Annotated in this window: 13 protein-coding genes; 6 read left to right on the top strand and 7 right to left on the bottom strand. The window is 39.2% G+C overall.

Going from position 1 to position 17,199, the window contains the following annotated elements; genetic code table 11:
• Positions 1-59 precede the first annotated feature (59 nt).
• Positions 60-1,256: an RsmB/NOP family class I SAM-dependent RNA methyltransferase gene (locus OCI93_RS05955; protein WP_261626004.1), complete on the top strand. Its 1,197-nt coding sequence runs from the start codon at positions 60-62 to the stop codon at positions 1,254-1,256.
• A gap of 623 nt (positions 1,257-1,879) precedes the next feature.
• Here the strand turns inward: OCI93_RS05955 and OCI93_RS05950 are convergent.
• On the bottom strand, positions 1,880-3,097 hold the full coding sequence (locus OCI93_RS05950; RefSeq protein ID WP_261626003.1) for an FG-GAP repeat protein: 1,218 nt from the start codon (positions 3,095-3,097) through the stop codon (positions 1,880-1,882).
• Positions 3,098-3,360: 263 nt separating this feature from the next.
• On the opposite strand from OCI93_RS05950, the gene OCI93_RS05945 reads away from it, so the two are divergent.
• Positions 3,361-4,980 carry a winged helix-turn-helix domain-containing protein gene (locus OCI93_RS05945; RefSeq protein WP_261626002.1) on the top strand — a complete coding sequence of 540 codons (1,620 nt, stop codon included), beginning with the start codon at positions 3,361-3,363 and terminating at the stop codon, positions 4,978-4,980.
• Positions 4,981-4,984: 4 nt separating this feature from the next.
• Here OCI93_RS05945 and OCI93_RS05940 read toward each other — a convergent pair whose 3' ends face one another.
• From OCI93_RS05940 to udk, 6 genes are all read right to left on the bottom strand, one after another.
• Positions 4,985-5,896 (bottom strand): glycoside hydrolase family 16 protein, encoded by a 912-nt coding sequence (locus tag OCI93_RS05940; protein ID WP_261626001.1) that lies wholly within the window; start codon positions 5,894-5,896, stop codon positions 4,985-4,987.
• A 197-nt stretch (positions 5,897-6,093) separates the two neighbouring features.
• Complete coding sequence (locus tag OCI93_RS05935) at positions 6,094-6,582, bottom strand: GNAT family N-acetyltransferase (protein ID WP_261626000.1); 489 nt, start codon at positions 6,580-6,582, stop codon at positions 6,094-6,096.
• 315 nt (positions 6,583-6,897) lie between these two features.
• Positions 6,898-9,777 carry a prolyl oligopeptidase family serine peptidase gene (locus tag OCI93_RS05930; protein WP_261625999.1) on the bottom strand — a complete coding sequence of 960 codons (2,880 nt, stop codon included), beginning with the start codon at positions 9,775-9,777 and terminating at the stop codon, positions 6,898-6,900.
• 1 nt (position 9,778) lies between these two features.
• Positions 9,779-10,321, bottom strand: a complete 543-nt coding sequence (locus OCI93_RS05925) for a hypothetical protein (RefSeq protein WP_261625998.1) — start codon at positions 10,319-10,321, stop codon at positions 9,779-9,781.
• A 486-nt stretch (positions 10,322-10,807) separates the two neighbouring features.
• On the bottom strand, positions 10,808-12,031 hold the full coding sequence (locus OCI93_RS05920) for a NupC/NupG family nucleoside CNT transporter (protein WP_261593677.1): 1,224 nt from the start codon (positions 12,029-12,031) through the stop codon (positions 10,808-10,810).
• A 17-nt stretch (positions 12,032-12,048) separates the two neighbouring features.
• Positions 12,049-12,678 (bottom strand): uridine kinase, encoded by a 630-nt coding sequence (gene udk, locus OCI93_RS05915; RefSeq protein WP_261593678.1) that lies wholly within the window; start codon positions 12,676-12,678, stop codon positions 12,049-12,051.
• Between the two features lie 303 nt (positions 12,679-12,981).
• Here udk and OCI93_RS05910 point away from each other — a divergent pair, with 303 nt between their 5' ends.
• The 4 genes from OCI93_RS05910 to OCI93_RS05895 all read left to right on the top strand — a co-directional run bounded on the left by OCI93_RS05910 (position 12,982) and on the right by OCI93_RS05895 (position 17,192).
• The gene (locus OCI93_RS05910) at positions 12,982-14,196 is read left to right on the top strand and encodes a phosphopentomutase (protein WP_261625997.1); all 1,215 of its coding nucleotides are present in this window, start codon (positions 12,982-12,984) and stop codon (positions 14,194-14,196) included.
• 16 nt (positions 14,197-14,212) lie between these two features.
• The gene (gene deoD / locus OCI93_RS05905; RefSeq protein WP_261593680.1) at positions 14,213-14,914 is read left to right on the top strand and encodes a purine-nucleoside phosphorylase; all 702 of its coding nucleotides are present in this window, start codon (positions 14,213-14,215) and stop codon (positions 14,912-14,914) included.
• Positions 14,915-15,305: 391 nt separating this feature from the next.
• On the top strand, positions 15,306-16,292 hold the full coding sequence (locus tag OCI93_RS05900; RefSeq protein WP_261625996.1) for a tetratricopeptide repeat protein: 987 nt from the start codon (positions 15,306-15,308) through the stop codon (positions 16,290-16,292).
• 159 nt (positions 16,293-16,451) lie between these two features.
• On the top strand, positions 16,452-17,192 hold the full coding sequence (locus OCI93_RS05895) for a ferredoxin--NADP reductase (protein WP_261625995.1): 741 nt from the start codon (positions 16,452-16,454) through the stop codon (positions 17,190-17,192).
• Positions 17,193-17,199 lie beyond the last annotated feature (7 nt).

Here is a 17,199-nt window from a genome sequence, read left to right as displayed (position 1 = left end):
CTGTCATAACGAAAAAAAGTTACAATTGGCGCTGATATTATTGAATAATGAGGTTGTCTGTGTACGCAGAACGTCAATATGTAGAAACGCAAATTTCAGCTCTAGAGCAAATCATGTTTACAGAGCAATATGCTGACAAAGTGATCGAAAGAGTTCTAAGCGAGCAGCCATATTGGGACCTTTTAAAAAGAAAAACTTTTGTAACAGACACCTATAATATTATCCGTTGGTGGCGCAAATTGACTGTGGCATTAAATGGTGATGACAATAAAAGCGTATTAGTATGGTCTATTTGGGGTGCTTATCAATTGTTAAGTACCAGTAAAGTGCCTGATTGGCCTGAGTTTAAGAGCTTGGATATTGATAAGCTTAATAATAACTTGGCGCAGGCCAGTATTGCACAAGTGAACAGTTACCCTGATTGGTTATGGCAAAAAGCGTCTGAGGAATTGGGAGAGCAGTGGCCCCTTATCGCTCAGGGCTTAAATGTACCTGCTAAAACTTACCTCAGAGCAAATACACTTAAGTGTAGCCTTAGCGATTTAAAAACTTCTCTTGCTCAAGAAAAAATTGAATGTGAGCACTTGCCAAGTAGCGAGGCACTTGAGGTAACGCAATATGGACACTTATTCAAATCTCAAGCGTTTTCACAAGGTTGGTTTGAAATGCAAGATGCAGGCTCACAGCAAATTGCTCAGCTACTTGAACCAAAAGCGGGTCAGCGTGTAGTTGATGCATGCGCAGGTGCTGGTGGTAAAAGTTTACATATTGCTGCGTTAATGCAAAACAAAGGCTATGTGCTTGCTATGGATATTCACCAGCACAAATTAGATACGCTAAAAAAGCGTGCTAAACGTGCAGGTGTGCATATGCTTGAAACAAGAGAAATTAAAAATAGCAAAACTATCAAACGCTTAAAAAATAAATTTGACCGTGTGTTATTAGATGTGCCATGCTCTGGTACTGGCGTATTGCGTCGAAATCCAGATGCTAAATGGCTTTTAAAAAGCGAAAACATTAACGCATTGGTGTCACTCCAAGCTGAAATTTTGCAGCGTTACAGCCAAATGTGTAAGCCGGGCGGGCGCTTGGTGTATGCAACTTGCTCAATTCTACCGAGTGAGAACCAGCAGCAAGTACAAACCTTTTTGGCTAATAATACGCAGTTTAAACTTGTTGAAGAGTTGCACCTGCAGCCTGGTATCAATAGCGACTTTGATGGTTTTTATGGTGCGGCACTTGAACGTCAGGGTTAATGGTTAATTAAGACTGACGCGACCACTAAAATCGAAAATGAACACAACTCATTGAGCCGTTTTATGTATTGACGGCTCTTTGGCACTTTACCTAACTTTGCCACCTGCTAATAACCACAAACCATCGATGACAGCCTTTAAACTAATGCATATCAATACAGTTAATATTAGCGCATGAACATGCGGTGTAGTCTCTATACTAAACTGTGAAAACAGTGTTATTAAAAATGCATAAGTTTTAGGGTTAATGAGTTTTAATATCAGATATTGCGATAGATAAATGACCCAGTAACTAAGCAAAAGTTCCGGTATGTCGTTATTCTAAATGATCAATGTTTTAATAAAATTGGTGTAATACTATAAGCGGGGTATTTTGTTTGTATGTATGATGCTCTATTTAAGCTGTTTTTTGGCTTTAGCGAGGTTACTAATTTCGTTACACCGCAAGTGAAACACAAAAATGAATGACCTCAATGGCTAGTTTTGGCACATTTGATTAAGCGTTTCAGCGCACCGAGGTTTTGATGAATATGATAGGTGAATCTAAGCACTAAATAATGAGGGTGCTATTATAAATTCAACACTAGGCTGTTTTACTGTTCACTATAAAATGATTTTCAATGTTATAAATCAATAATATAAGCAGCGCCCGATGCATTACCATGATCATCACGATGAGGAACAGCAACTATCGCAGTATTGTTATTGAGGGCGATATTCCAACCAAACCTGTCATCGGACTTACCATCATTTGCCATAATTTTTGATGTATAACGCCATAGGCCAAGTTGCTTTTTAAATATATAAAGAACACCCGCATTATTACCATTAGCATCATGGTGCATAGCACTGATCAGGGCTGTATCTTTGTTTAGCGCCACGCCACGAGCAAATCGGTCGTCGGCTTTACCATCAGGTGCTACTAACTTTTGTGTTTGAGTCCACTTTTCTTTGATTCGCTTAAATATATAGGCAGAGCCCGCATCTATGCCTACGCCTTTTAAATCGTCTCTTCTGGCGGAGATCAATGCTGTGTCGTCAAACAACGCCACTCTTACGCCAAATATATCCGTTTTTGCGCCATCTTTAGCCATAAGCTTTGCTTGATGATGCCATTGTTTACCGTCGAAAACATAGGCATATACAGCACCTGCTTTTTCTGCTTTTTCATCATTTAAGTCAGCACCAATTAGAATCGTGTTATCATCAATCGCGACACTTATGCCAAATAAATCGCCTTCTGCTCCATCATTTGCTGTAAGTTTAGCTTGAAATTGCCATGTATTATTGTTTCGTTTATAAACATAAGCTGAGCCTGAATCTTTTTGAGGTGCATCACTGTGTGGCGCTCCGATGACAAGAAAGTGCTCTGTCATAGCAATGCTTTGACCAAAAGCGTCGCCTGCTTTGGCATCTTCTGCTGTTAAAATTTGCTTTTGCGACCACGTATTGGCATCTTTTTCAAAAGCAAACACAGCACCTGAGTTTTCACCTTTATCATCCCTTCGGCTCACACCTAGCATGGCAATGTGGTTTTTTAACGCTACTTTACCGCCAAGCGTGTCATCAACATAAGCTGGTTCAGACGTTAATTTTGCTTGTTGTTGCCAACCTGTAGAGTCTAAGGTGTAGATGTAGGCGGCACCTGAATTTTTAATACCATTATCATCCGCATTGAGTGCACCAACTAATGCGGTTGTGCCATCAATCGCGACACTATAGCCAAACTGATCTTCTGCTTGACCATCATTAGGTAACAGCTTTTGCTGCTTTGCATAAACTTGGCAAGTGATTATCAATGCGAAACAGCATATGAATTTGAAAATGAAGTTTGGTGTCATCGTACTTTCCATGTATTAGATAGTTTTACAAGAGCAACTTATTAGATTAGTGATTCTTTTACAAGGGATAATCGACGAAGCAAAAACTACCACAGTTATAAAATTGAGTTGTGATAAAAAATATGGCTTCTTTATAAAACTAAAAATCATACTAAACACACAAACTGGCTATGTAATAGTCTCGTTACTAATTATTAGCACTTGTTGTGTGTTTAATAGTTCTTTAAAGTAATGGCTAACAGTTATTTTTGAGATGGTATAATTTGAGTCTGATCGCAGGTAAGCGTACATATAAATACAAATGCTTAGGGTTTTATATAGATTTAAAACAAGGTGTTATCTCAAAAAATGGCAAGAACCAAGCGGTGCGAGCAAAAACATTGCAAGTACTGATTATGTTGATCCAACATGCTGATGAGGTAGTTTCAAAAAAGCGACTATTAGATATAATTTGGCATGATGTTGTTGTACAAGAGCAGGTATTAACACAGTCTATAAAAGAGTTGCGAGATGTGCTGGGTTCGCAAGTCATAAAGACTTTTCCTAAAGATGGCTACCAATGGGTAGCTCCAATCACAGCCATTAACACACGCAACCGTATTGCTGTGTTTATTGGTGCAATCATAGGCATTGGTTTGTTGCTTACCCTTATTATAAGTGTTAATTCAAAACAGCAAGGCAACGCGTTTAGCATTGCATTTTTACCTGTAGAGAATGATATTTCCGATAATATTCATCAGTGGGTGCCATTAAGAGGAATGGAGTATTTATCGCGACAACTTAAAGCAAACACCGATTTAACTGTTATTGGTCATGATCAAGTTTTGTATGCGCTTGAGCATCGTTCAGAGTATGGTATGCAATCACTTGATGCGAATAAACTGGCTTTTTTGCGGCAAAAATTGGAGGCAACAGTATTGGTTTACACGCGTTTAACTGGCTACCCTCAGGACTTTCAATTGCATTACACGCTATTTTTTGGATATGGTATTGAAAAGGGAGTGGAATTTGCAAAAAGCATTGAGCAAAGTTTTGAGCAACTGAATGTAACACTTGCGCATAAGTACGCAAGTCAAAGGCACGCTAATGTGCAAAATTGGGATAGTGACTTTAGTAACGAAGCATTTGCACGCGGTGTGGAGTTATACTTGAAGCAAGCCTACCAGCAAGCTGTTCCTTTATTTTTGGCTGCTCTTCAAACAGAACCTAACCTATTGGCAGCTAGGCGTTATTTGGCAGCAAGCTATGCAAACCAAGGTCTACATTCTAAGGCAATCACTTTACTTATGACAACGGTTGAGCAAAGTGGGGCTTTTGACAATCGTGAGCTTATTAGGGCGCACCTTATGATTGGGTATTTACTGATCAATTGGCCACAAGGCAAGGCACGAATAATGGAGTTAAGTGATGCGCAATTTTATATTGAAAAAGCGCAGACACTGGCCCAAACCCAGCAAGATGAGTTGTTTATTGCTTATACTTATGAAGAACTTGGTAAAATTAAGCGTTTGCAGGGAGATTTTCAACAAGCCACAAAATTAGTGACTAAGGCACTTGAGTATCATCAATCTTTTTATAGCCAATATGGACAAACTGCTGCACTGATTGAATTGGCACGTATTGCGGCGCAGCAACAGCAATTTGATGTTGCAGGTGTGTATTTGGAACAAGCACAAAAAATTGCGGATGATCACGCAGCGCCCGCCAATCAAGTATGGGTACTATTGGCCAAAGCAGATATTGCTAAGCAGCAAAATAAATTAACTGAAGCCGAGCAACTAGCACTGAGCGCGCAGCAAGTTGCCCGTTATAGTGACAAACCTCATTTAATTACCAGAGTGGCGGCATGGTTTAATGACCAATCACCGTATACCGTTAATTGAGTTGTTATAGGCTGCAGTAATCATCTAGTTTAGGACGCCAGTCATTCACCGTATCCATGTGTTGAATTTGTTTGCTGCGTAGCTGTGCAACTTTTTGAGTGATAGCTTGGGTGTTAAGGGTGGTATCTTGTGAAAAGTAAACCCAATCAATGTCTTGGTAATACTGTCGCATTTCTGTGCTTTGTACAATCTGCTCGCTTATAAACCACAAATTAAAGTTGATTGACATTGCTACTTCTGGGTAAACCTCAGGTCCGTGGTCGGCGAAGAGTTTGCCGTTTACATAATAGCGTAGTCGGTTATCTGTTACTTTTAGCAATAATGTGTTCCACCCTTGTAAGCTATTTTGTAGCGTGCTGTACTCATTCACTTTAGTAAATGGGTTGAGCTTAAAGGTTTCCCATGAGGTAGCAAACAGTGTTTTATTACCCTCACCCCAGCCGCCATTAGCTAAATATTCAAAGTCCATTTCACTATAGTTTGGGTCCATGGGAGCTGCCAGAGGGCTTATGGCATAAAAGGTCTCAACAACACCATCCCCATCGGGGCCATATTGTGGTTTATCGTTAAAGAAAACACGCGCTGCATAAATGCCTTCGCGGTACTTTCGTTTATGGCATACCTGAGTGTGGCGAGTATTTTCAGCACTGCCGTCGGTTTTTGAGGTAAGTCTCATCACCGTGTTATTATGATCCAAACTATCGAGGTGAAACGATACCCCTTCTTGCCACCATTTAGCACCTTTAATTCCAGGATGCCCTGTTTGGGTTCTAATTTGCCAGCCATTTTTAGTGGCATCAACAAAGGTTTTATAACTAAAGTCATCAAACATGATTGGGGCATCTTTGGCTGCATAAGCGCCAATGCTACATAACAACGCAGCTAAAAGTAGCGGTATTTTTATTGCTGGTTTCATCATTGTTCCTTAAATGGTTGTATTGTTCTCACTGCCAATATTTAAGGAATTTTTTGTGATTGTGCTAATTAAATAAAGTTAAACTCTCTTATGCAGCTTATAAAAAATATAAAGTACATTGATTTATAAGCTTTTAATTTTTAATTCAAGCTCTACTTGGTTTGTAGCGTATATTTTTAAATAAGTTTATTTTTTAATTAGCTATTTTCAGTTTCAATTTTATATAAAGAAAAGCCTCTTTTTTTATAATTATTTAGAGCGTTGGGGTGGTCAAGATCGCACGTGTGAAGCCATACCTTTTTGGTTCCTTCAATGGCCCATGCAGACTCTACTGCGTGATTTAATAAAGCGCCACCGTATCCCTTGCCAATAAAAGAGGCTGTTAACCCAAAGTACATGATTTCAACTTCGTTTTTTGTATTAGGGTTTAGCTCGTAGTAACCGACAATAGCGCCTTTGCTATAACCGACCCAAGTGCGTATTTTATTTGACTCAATATAGTTCTGCCAACGCGCTAAAGACCAAGTTAATTTACCAGTCCATTGCCAATGCTTGCCAACAAACGAGTATAAAAAAAGATTGAACTCAGGTTGTATGGTTTCTATTTCAACAATACTGAGGTCGTCAGGTAAAGGGGAGGGCGCTAGGTCAGTTTCACTCAACATTTGTAAATAATAGATTTGCATACTATTTATCCTTTTTTAAAACGAAGCATTTTTGACAATTTGTAACGCTGTGGTTTCTATAGTTTAGGTACATATTATGACAAAGACTACGCATAAAATCATAGTACGTGTTATAAATTGTAATGGCAGGTACAAGACTTTCAAAGGAGTGACTAGGCTATGAAAAATGAATATATCAGCCCTGCTTTATGTAGGAAATATGGTAACAAAAAGACGTGTGCGCGGTAAAAAGTTTATGGCTTTAAAACGATAAAAGGGCCTTGCGGCCCTCATGTTAGTGAGATGTTATTTGTCGGCAAGTATGTGATGGAGCAACTATTCTTGGCTGACCAAAAACGATTTAGAGTAGAGAAGTGTTTTGTCTAAGTTATATATCTGTAAGCTATAGTTTGTGTTGTCGTCATTACTTTCTACACTACGGATTGCTATAAAGTCTTCGCGAGGATTTCCCCATAAAAGAGAATATTTAACAGGTTCACTTTTTCCATCTTTAGACTGCTTTGTCCACATCATAATTAGTGCGGTTCTGTGTGTGCGCATATCAATACCGCTGATATCAGTCGTGAATCTTAAGCCGTAAGACAGGTTTTTACCTTTTACATGATAGCCATCACTGATCTGATGATAGCGGCCTGACTCTCGGTATTTATCACCTAGTCGATATTCAAAAATGCCGGCTTCTTCTACGTCTAACTCAAAGTCTAAGTGGGTTAAGTTATAAGTCTCTTTCATAAAGACTTTCAACTTAGCTATCTCTTCAGGGGTGTAGAGCCCTTGCATGAATGCTTTGGCTAATTCACTTCTTCTTTGATCGAACACTTTCCTTGATTTTTTATTTGATAGTTTATGAGTATCTTTTAACGTGAACTTCTCAATACAGGTATCGATATTTTTATATTGTTCGTCTGCTGTGCAAAAGAATCGGCCAAGTAACATGACATTATTATATGAATCATCAAGTCTATTGGCCTCAGTTAGGTATTTATAAGCTTTATCATGGTTTCTTTCTACTTTCATGCCTTCCATGTAAAGTTGACCTAAGCGACTATGTGCGCTTGCATACCCTAGATTTGCACTTTGTTCATAGTTTGCCATTGCTTTTTTGAAGTCATATTCGACCATCTGTCCTCGATGAAAGAAACTGCCAATATTAAACAATGCTCTTGCATCTTCAAGCTCTGCTGCTTTTAAGTAATAGCGATAGGACTTCTTAGCATCTTTTTCAACTAGATAACCAAACTCGAAAGAGTCGGCTAGTAGCATATAATCTTCTCTCAATGATTCCTTTTCCATTTCATTAAGGGTTTTTATATCATGCGTTTTAAGTCCTAATGTTGTGTATAAAAAATCAGCTTTCAAAATTGCTTCGTGTCTCTCCCACAACCAAGATGAATGTCCGTGTCCTGTCTTACGATAAAAAACAGGATCTACCGATTTATTATTCTGCTCAAGCACAAACTTGAATCTATTTGATTGTTCAATGCCAGAAACTTCATCGTCCACGCCTGCAATCAAAAGCAGGGGGGCTTGAAGTTTATGAGCGGTATAAACAGGAGAGAGTTTGGTGAGAGAATCATCGAGTTTTCCAACAACACCTTCTATATGTGAGCGATACTCATCCCCTGAGCGGTAATTACTCGTATTAAAGAGCAAAGGGAGGTCATAAATACCATAGGCTGCAACAACGCATGAATATTGCTGTGGATGCTTCATCGCGAGCATAACTGAGGAGTAACCACCGTAACTGCTTCCCATTGCACATACGTTTTTATACTGGTGGGATTGAAGCACTTGGTTTACAGTCGCAGTGATATCTTGCTCTATGAGTTGACCAAATTGTCCAACTCCTTGCTGTAGGAACGTTTTACCATAACCTGCTGAACCTCTAAAATTCACACGTAGTACAGAAAAGCCTCGATTTGCGAGGTACTGTATATTTGGATCAAAATAGTCTGTTTCGTGTATGCCAATAGGGCCGCCGTGGGGCATCACAATCAATGTATCGTGATCTATCCCCGTGGGTGTCGTTAAGAAAGCGTCGAGCTTAGTACCATCTTTGCTGGTGACTGAAAGGTATTTACTAGGTGCAAAATTAAAGCTCATTAAATCTGGAAAAGATTCATATAACAGCTCAATTCTATTTATATTTGAATCATATAGATAGTAAGCCCCTGGGTGAGAAGCTGAATTTACATATAGTAGTTTTTTAGTGTTACTATGGTCTGAGTCAATAATATACACTTCATGATTATCTAAAGCTTTTTTTAATTGAGTCGTTAGTTTCTTCTTCGTCAAGTCAAAGTGCTGGCTCGTGTATACGCCCTTTTGGTAGTAGGAAACTGATTTAAGCTGTCCTTGCTTATTGAATTGAGCGTCAATTAGGTCATATTGTGGGTGTTCAAATAAAACTTTCCCTAAAGTTTGTGTTTTTATATCAAATTCATGCAACGCTACTTTATCTGTATTTTTATTTGATAGAACAGCAATTACATCTTCACTAATAAATCCTGCAGGAATGATGTGATAATCTTTAGGGCTGTATGAAAATAAAGTATGCCATGTGGAGCTACTTAGCTCTCGCCATCTAAATATTATTTCTTTATTTTGTAAATCTAACTCGGTCGTGATGATACGCTCAAAGTGATTATCATATGAGTAACCGATGATCTCCTTTTGGGCATCATCGAGCAGTTTTGCGTTTTTCATTTTGCTGAAACTGTATTTAAAGTCATCAATAGGGACTTTATAGAGCCTGTGATGCTGATTATTTCTTCTTCCATACAATATGTGATTAGGTTCTGTTGGCAAAGAGTCAACCATATACCCGTTATTTAAAGTATAAAACCTCGTATCTTTAACATTGTCTTTGAATGTAAAGGCAAGAATGTATTCTACTTCTTTGCTGTTTTTGTATAGTTTGAAATGGATTTTGCTATCGTTTAGCCAAGAATATTCTTTAATTCTGGTTTTGCTTTGGAACGACTTAGCATTAAACGTTTCTAATGTTTCAAGGTTGATAATTTTAAAGTATGTATTTTTTTCATCTTTCTCAGTAATTGATAAGAAGAGACCATTAGGAGATACTTTAGCTTTACTGTATTTTGGACTGGAAAATAGTTTATCAGCTGGAATAACCGCAGCTTGGCTAGAGAATAAAAAGTTACATGCAATAAGGAAAGATATAATTATTCTCATATTAATTTCCTTCCTTTTTATGTGAAGTTAAGAACGTAAAAAATGAGTCATCACCAGGGCCACCATAATGCACACTCCTTTTGGCTAGAATGTTTGGAAACTTGCGTTGAAGAAACTCAATGGCATACGATGATTTATTAACCAGTTCTGTATGATAGCGTGAGTCCCAAAAGTTTTTGCTTTTGATTTTTATATGACCTACATAGTTTATAACGCCGGAACTAATTTCCAAATTCCAATACTTTTTATCTTCCATTTCTAGGCGCCAATAATTATTAAGCTCTATTTTTTCTATGGTGTATATTCCAGGTTTGAGATCGACAAGGATGAAATTTGAGCCTTTGCGCAAATCTTTAGGCGACAATTTAATGTTTTTTGGTCCTGTAATAAGAATACTCTTCAGGTCACTTGAGGTATCAACCCCAAGTAATAAATAGCCAGCATCAGCACTGTCTATTTTGTCTTTATCGCTTTTTATAGAGGTAACTTGAGCAGCACACCCCACCAGAGAAAAAGCAAGTATTATAGTTAATATAAAGCGCATAAAATTCCTAATATAACGAAGTATAATCTTTATTGGTTTGGTAAAAATATCGATATTGTAAACGTAAGAGTGTGCAGGGGTATTCTTGGCCCGAGTCGTCTTAAATGTCTAGCCTATTAGAGCTTTGTTTAGTTAAACTCAACTGGCACTAAGGCATGCTTGTATTATTACATGCTGGTGATTTAGTACTGAAGATATTGTGTGGCTTGGCTCTAGAGTGAATTATTTCATTTTGTCCCTTTTTTGACAATGTTGCATACAAAAAAAGTCCTAAATTTTTGACGTTACTTGTGCATATAGTGTAACTGGGTGAAGAGAAATTCATTTTGAAGAATATAAGTTAAGCTACTTTAGCGTTGTGGCTATAAAACGATAAAAGGGCCTTACGGCCCTTTGGTGAAGTATCGTTCAAGTTAGTATGAATGCCTTAACCCCTTAAGGCATTCAACCAATTGTTTTGCAAATGCGGCATATCTCGTTAAGTTTCTAAGCTAGCGAGAGGAAAAACCCTGCAATTGCTGCGCTCATTAGGTTAGCCATTGACCCTGCTAAAACCGCCCTGAGCCCTAAGCGTGCGATATCCTTTCTACGACTTGGCGCCATACCACCTAGTCCGCCTAGTAAAATTGCTATCGAAGATAGGTTAGCAAAGCCACATAACGCGAATGTGACAACCGCTTGTGTGTGCTCACTCAACCCTTCTCGATAATTCATAAAGTCTAGATAGGCAACAAACTCGTTAACTACTAGCTTTTGACCGATAAAACTACCGGCTATTACGGCTTCATCCCATGGCACACCAATTAGCCATGCTACGGGAGCAAAAACGTAACCTAAAATTTCTTGCAATGTCAGTGTTGGATAGTCAAACCAAGCACCTATTCCACCTAATATGCCATTTAATAAAGCAATTAATGCCACAAACGCAAGTAACATTGCACCTACGTTTAGTGCTAAGTGCATGCCGCTTGATGCGCCAGCAGCAGCTGCGTCAATCACATTAACTGGTTTATCTTCATCGGCGTTTACATCCGACAAATCTTGTTTTGGTTGCTCTGTTTCTGGCACAATCATTTTTGCCATTAAAAAGCCACCAGGCGCTGCCATAAAACTGGCTGCAATTAGGTACTTAAGCTCAACGCCAATTGCAACGTAGCCTGCCATTACTGAACCTGCAACCGTTGCTAAACCACCAACCATAACCGCGAATAATTCAGACTTAGTCATTGTTGGTATAAACGGCTTAACAATCAAAGGAGCTTCTGTTTGGCCTACAAAGATATTTGCTGTGGCCGATAAAGACTCAGGCTTTGATGTTTTAAGTAGCTTTTGTAATCCACCACCTAAAATTTTAATGATCCATGCCATAATGCCGAGATAGTATAAAACCGCCACTAAAGCTGAAAAGAATACAATAACTGGCAATACTTGAACTGCAAAAATAAAGCCTAACGAACTTTTATCTGCAAGTGGTCCAAATAGAAATGCTATCCCGTCATTGGCATAGCCAATTACAGCTGATACTGCGCTGGACATGCTTGCTAAAGCGTTTTTACCCGCATCAACAAATAGCACAAATCCACCGATTGATACTTGCATTGCTAATGCAACCCCAACCGTACGTTTATTTATGGCCTTACGGTTTGTTGAAAAACCGTAAGCCACGCTCAGTAGCATTAGCATGCCTACTAAGCTCATTATTGTTGTCATGCCCTAAAGTTCCCGTTTTATTCTTGCAGTAAGTATTTTATTTTACTTTTAATTATATCAATCGCAACGCGATTCATACCACCACGGGTGACGACCAAGTCGGCATTGTGCTTTGAAGGCTCAATAAACTGATAAAACATGGGTCTTACCGTTGCTTGGTATTGTTCAACCACAGACGGCAAGCTTCTACCGCGTTGCTCAATATCTCGTTGCATTCGACGCAGTAAACAAATATCTAAAGGCGTATCAATAAACACCTTAATATCAAATTCTTCACTTAATGCGGGGTCGCTTAATAGTAAAATACCCTCAATGATTAATATCTTGGCTGGGATTACTGTACGCGTTTCATTGCTACGTGTATGTTGGGCATAGTCGTAGGTAGGTACTTCTACAGATTTACCTAACCTTAACTGCTCTAAATGTGTGCGCAGCAAGTCATGTTCAAACGCATCCGGATGGTCATAGTTCGTCTGTGTTCTATGCTCAATCGGTAAATGCGATTGGTCTTTGTAATAAGCGTCTTCTTCAATAATGGCGATCGCGCCAGATTCAAGCTCGTTGACTAACTCATTGTATATTGTCTGTGTAAAAAGAGATTTACCGGAAGCAGATGCTCCAGCAATAGCTATAATTGTTCGTGTCACTAAAGTTCACACCCAGCAGTCGTTAACGTTGGAAGATCACAATAGCAAAAAAGACACGATTAATCTCTTTTGCTTCGCTTAGGATGCAAATTTAGCGATTTTGTAGATAACAAAACAGGACTTATGTCCTGTGAGACAAAATCAGCAACTTCAACGACGTTCGTGAATTTTGTTATGCTTTTATGACAGCGGACTTATGTCCTGTACGATTATTCAGAGCAACAATAAAGTAGCAATCAATGGGAGCACAGGTTGGATATTTACACAAACGTAAACCCATGTCTTGTAAAAATGAGGTAAATAATGGCAAGAGCAATCATTTTAATGGCAGATAGCCTAGGTATTGGCGCAGCACCTGATGCAGAAAGTTTTGGTGATGTAGGCGCAAATACTCTTGCACATCTTTTACAAGCGTATAAACAAGAAACAGGTAAAGCGTTACCTTTACCAAACCTAAGTCGTTTAGGTTTACTTGATGCATGTGAAGCTGCAGGCAAAGAAGCCTGTGAAGCCAGTCAAAGGCAGCAACCGCAAGCCGCTTGGGGTTATGCAAAAGAGTTATCCAGTGGTAAAGATACGCCATCTGGCCATTGGGAGATGGCAGGGGTGCCAGTGTTGTTTGAGTGGGGATATTTCCCTAACACAGTACCTTGTTTTCCACAGGCGTTTGTAGATGAACTTTGCAAATGTGCTGATATTGAAGGTATTTTAGGTAATTGTTATGCCTCAGGAACGACCATTTTAGAACAACTGGGTGAGGAGCATGTAAAAACTGGCATGCCAATTTGTTACACCTCAGTTGATAGCGTTTTTCAAATAGCCGCTCATGAGCAATCGTTCGGCCTTGACAAGCTTTATCAAGTATGTGAAATCGCACGGGCACTGCTTGATGAAATGAATATAGGACGAGTAATTGCGCGGCCGTTTATAGGCACTTCGAGTGCCGACTTTATTCGTACCGGTAATCGCAGAGATTATTCGGTGTTGCCACCAGCGCCAACATTATTAGATAAATTGGCAGCAGATGGTGGTGAAGTAATTAGTGTTGGCAAAATTGCTGATATTTACGCGCATCAAGGCATTACCCAAAAGCATAAAGCGCCTGGATTAATGAACTTGCTAGAAAAAACGTCAGAGTTAGTAGATAGCGCGCCTGATCACAGTTTAATTTTTACCAATTTAGTGGATTTTGACGAAAAATTTGGTCATCGCCGTAATGCCGTTGGGTATGCACAAGCACTTGCAGAGTTTGATGCTTTTTTACCGACTATACTGAACAAATTGCAAGAAGGTGATTTGTTGATGATTACCGCCGATCATGGTTGTGATCCAACTGCGCCTGGAACCGATCATACTCGTGAATATGTGCCTGTATTGGCGTATACACCGGGTTTAAAAAATGCTCCGTTAGGAGAGAGACAAAGTTTTGCAGACATAGGTCAAACCCTTGCCCAGTGGTTTAATTTATCTGCGCTTGAGTATGGTGAAGGGTTTAAAGCTTCGCTGAACAAAGCATAAAGAAGGAAAACAATTGATGAGCACACCTCATATTAGTGCAAACAGTGGTGATTTTGCCGAAACAGTATTAATGCCTGGCGACCCGCTTCGCGCGCAGTACATCGCGGAGCACTTTTTAGAAGATGCGCGTCAAGTAACCGGTGTTCGTAATATGTATGGTTTTACCGGAACTTATAACGGTAAACCTGTGAGTATTATGGGCTCTGGTATGGGTATTCCTTCAATGTCTATATACGCACGAGAGCTTATAGCAAGTTATGGCGTAAAAAATCTGATCCGAATTGGTACCTGTGGCGGTATAAGTAAAGATATTAAAATTCGCGACGTTATTTTTGCACAAGGTGCAAGCACGGACTCAAATGTAAATCGTGCTCGTGTGCGAGGTTATGATTTTGCAGCAATCGCCGATTTTGGTTTACTTGAAAACGGAGTAAATGCAGCACGAAAGCTTGGTATTGAAGCGAAGGTAGGTAATGTATTTACCACTGACACATTTTATCAAGCAGATGACACTTTTTATGCACAGCTCGACAAGTTAGGCATCATGGCTGTTGATATGGAAACCGCTGGTATGTATGGCGTTGCAGCAGAGTATGGTGCTAAAGCAATGGCTTTATTTACTGTGAGTGATCATGTGATCACAGGTGAAGCAACACCAAGCGATGAACGTCAAAGCACATTTAATGAAATGGTAAAAATTGCATTAGAGTCAATTTAAAAATTTTATTTTCAGGTGGTCAAAGCCTGAAAACTATCAGTTCCTTGGTAACGTAATCGCAGAGTTTTGGAGACACGCCTAAAACAAAGCGAATCACACCCAAAAAGCCGCACCTAGTGCGGCTTTTTTTTGTCTACGATTTTGATTTTAATGAGTGTAATAGCAATTTTATTAAAACATTGGTCATACTAGCGAGCTAAATAAGTCATTAACTGCGTTAAAAGTATTGATGTAGAATAACGATATACCAGAAACCTTTATTAGGTTACTACGCCATTTAACAATCGCGCTATCTGATTATCTATTTAATGCAATTGGTATGAAAATTTAAGGGAAAATGCGCTTATTAGCCACTATGCTTTTACATGAGAAACTATCTTGAGGCGTGTTAATGTCTATCACCGCATTGCTTTTATCTTCATGGCTTATGTCGTCAGTGAGCACTGTTCAGCTTAGCGAATTACAGAGCTTGTCGACTAGTGAGCCAGAAAAGGCACTTAAGCTGTATGAGCAATTGTTAAAGCTAGCTCAAAAAGAAGCAGACCAAGAAGCTGTAGTCACTTTATATTTAGAGGGAGTGCTCGCAGCATTAAATGCGCGTGATTGGTCTACTTTTACAACCATTGTAGAGCAGCTTTATAGCGCTGACTTATCCGTTTTTATGGGGCCTGTGCAGTTTAACTTACTTACACGAATTGGCGTTGCATATCGCTATAATAATCAACTTGAACAAGCTAGAATTCATTACAAGTGTGCATTAAGACAGTCTGCAAGTGACTTGGAGTTAACATTGCTAAAAGTGAATTTAGCGATTGTATATCGACTGTCAGATCAGCCTGCGATGGCATTTCAGTTGATAAGTAGCATTGATGAGCATCAACTATCTACTAAAGTGAAAGCGGGATACTCGGTTGTAAGGGGCAATACTTTGGCTGCGATGGGAGAGCATGTTAGAGCATTAAGTTACTTTGAAAAAGCACATTTATTATATGTAAAGAATAAAGATAGACGTGCTGAGGTATTGATCCAGCTAAATATTATGAGTGCAGCGCTCGCACAGCAATCGTTTGATAAATTTTCAAAATATAGAAAAGGCTACGAGTTATTATTGCACCAACACGGTTTAAAGCCGCCACTTTTTTTACAATGGCTTGACTTGATTGAAAAAGTTATGAAATCAGGTCGCATGACCTTAGAAGATGAAAAGTGGGTAAAAAATAATGTAATTGAACTGAGTGAGCAAGGTTATGGTATGGGGATTAAAGCACATTTAACGACTATTGAGGCAATGCACTTGTATCCAACACGTCCACCAAGCCGGCAAGGAGAAAATGCTCTGCCTGAGTTTCTAGGTAAGCCATGGTGTTCCGCGCTTTGACTTTATTTTTATATCTGCCATGGTTTATTGAGGCATTATTAACGTACAGTGGTGTGGTTAAGGGAGAGCATCAATCTTTGTTTTAACGACAGCTATATTGTGACCTAAGTAAGGCGACCGACATTGAGTTTATAAAATGTATTATGCTGGAGAGAATGTATGGCCCGGTGGGTAACAGGCAAAGTACTTGATCTAAATTGGTGGACACCCAGCTTGTTTAGTTTAAAAGTGGCTGCTGATGTTCAACCTTTCAAAGCTGGGCAATTTACGAAGCTAGCACTTGAAGTGGATGGTAAACGTATTGCGCGTGCTTATTCATATGTGAACTCTCCACATGACCCTACTTTGGAATTTTACCTAATAGAAGTGACTGACGGTTGTTTGTCACAAAAACTGGCCCGCTTAACAGCGGGTGATGATATATACATTGACGCTCAAGCTAATGGCTTTTTAACGATTGAAGAAATACCAGATGCACATACTTTGTGGATGTTAAGTACTGGCACGGCAATTGGGCCTTTTTTATCTATTTTGGCACAAGGTAAGCTTTGGGATAGGTTTAGGCAGGTTATACTGGTACATGGTGTTCGCGCTAATGATGACTTAACTTATCGACAGCAAATTAGTATGACGCAGCAGGCGTTTAAGCAATTTAAGTATGTTCCTGTAGTCTCAAGAGAAGTACCAGAATATGGCTTGTCTGGGCGGATCACTCATATATTAGAATCGGGAGAGTTAGTTGCGTTTTGTGCTCTTGAAGAGTTGCCAAAGTCTAGTCATTTTATGATTTGTGGTAATCCTCAAATGGTTAAAGACACTACCCATTGGCTCACGACTAAGGGTTTTAAAAGGCATCGCCGTGCAGAGCCTGGTCATATCTCGGTTGAGCAATATTGGTAATTGATCA

The sequence above is a fragment of the Pseudoalteromonas holothuriae genome (assembly GCF_945859825.1).
Classification (GTDB): Bacteria; Pseudomonadota; Gammaproteobacteria; order Enterobacterales; family Alteromonadaceae; genus Pseudoalteromonas; species Pseudoalteromonas holothuriae.
Note: the sequence above shows the minus strand (reverse complement) of the source record. Positions and strands in the feature narration are given on the sequence as shown.

Coding starts and splice junctions, on each gene's coding strand:
- OCI93_RS05950 (WP_261626003.1), bottom strand. CDS start 3,097: ATGACACCAAACTTCATTTTCAAATTCATATGCTGTTTCGCATTGATA.
- OCI93_RS05910 (WP_261625997.1), top strand. CDS start 12,982: ATGGCAAGAGCAATCATTTTAATGGCAGATAGCCTAGGTATTGGCGCA.
- OCI93_RS05920 (WP_261593677.1), bottom strand. CDS start 12,031: ATGACAACAATAATGAGCTTAGTAGGCATGCTAATGCTACTGAGCGTG.
- OCI93_RS05935 (WP_261626000.1), bottom strand. CDS start 6,582: ATGCAAATCTATTATTTACAAATGTTGAGTGAAACTGACCTAGCGCCC.
- OCI93_RS05940 (WP_261626001.1), bottom strand. CDS start 5,896: ATGAAACCAGCAATAAAAATACCGCTACTTTTAGCTGCGTTGTTATGT.
- OCI93_RS05925 (WP_261625998.1), bottom strand. CDS start 10,321: ATGCGCTTTATATTAACTATAATACTTGCTTTTTCTCTGGTGGGGTGT.
- OCI93_RS05895 (WP_261625995.1), top strand. CDS start 16,452: ATGGCCCGGTGGGTAACAGGCAAAGTACTTGATCTAAATTGGTGGACA.
- OCI93_RS05900 (WP_261625996.1), top strand. CDS start 15,306: ATGTCTATCACCGCATTGCTTTTATCTTCATGGCTTATGTCGTCAGTG.
- OCI93_RS05930 (WP_261625999.1), bottom strand. CDS start 9,777: ATGAGAATAATTATATCTTTCCTTATTGCATGTAACTTTTTATTCTCT.
- deoD (WP_261593680.1), top strand. CDS start 14,213: ATGAGCACACCTCATATTAGTGCAAACAGTGGTGATTTTGCCGAAACA.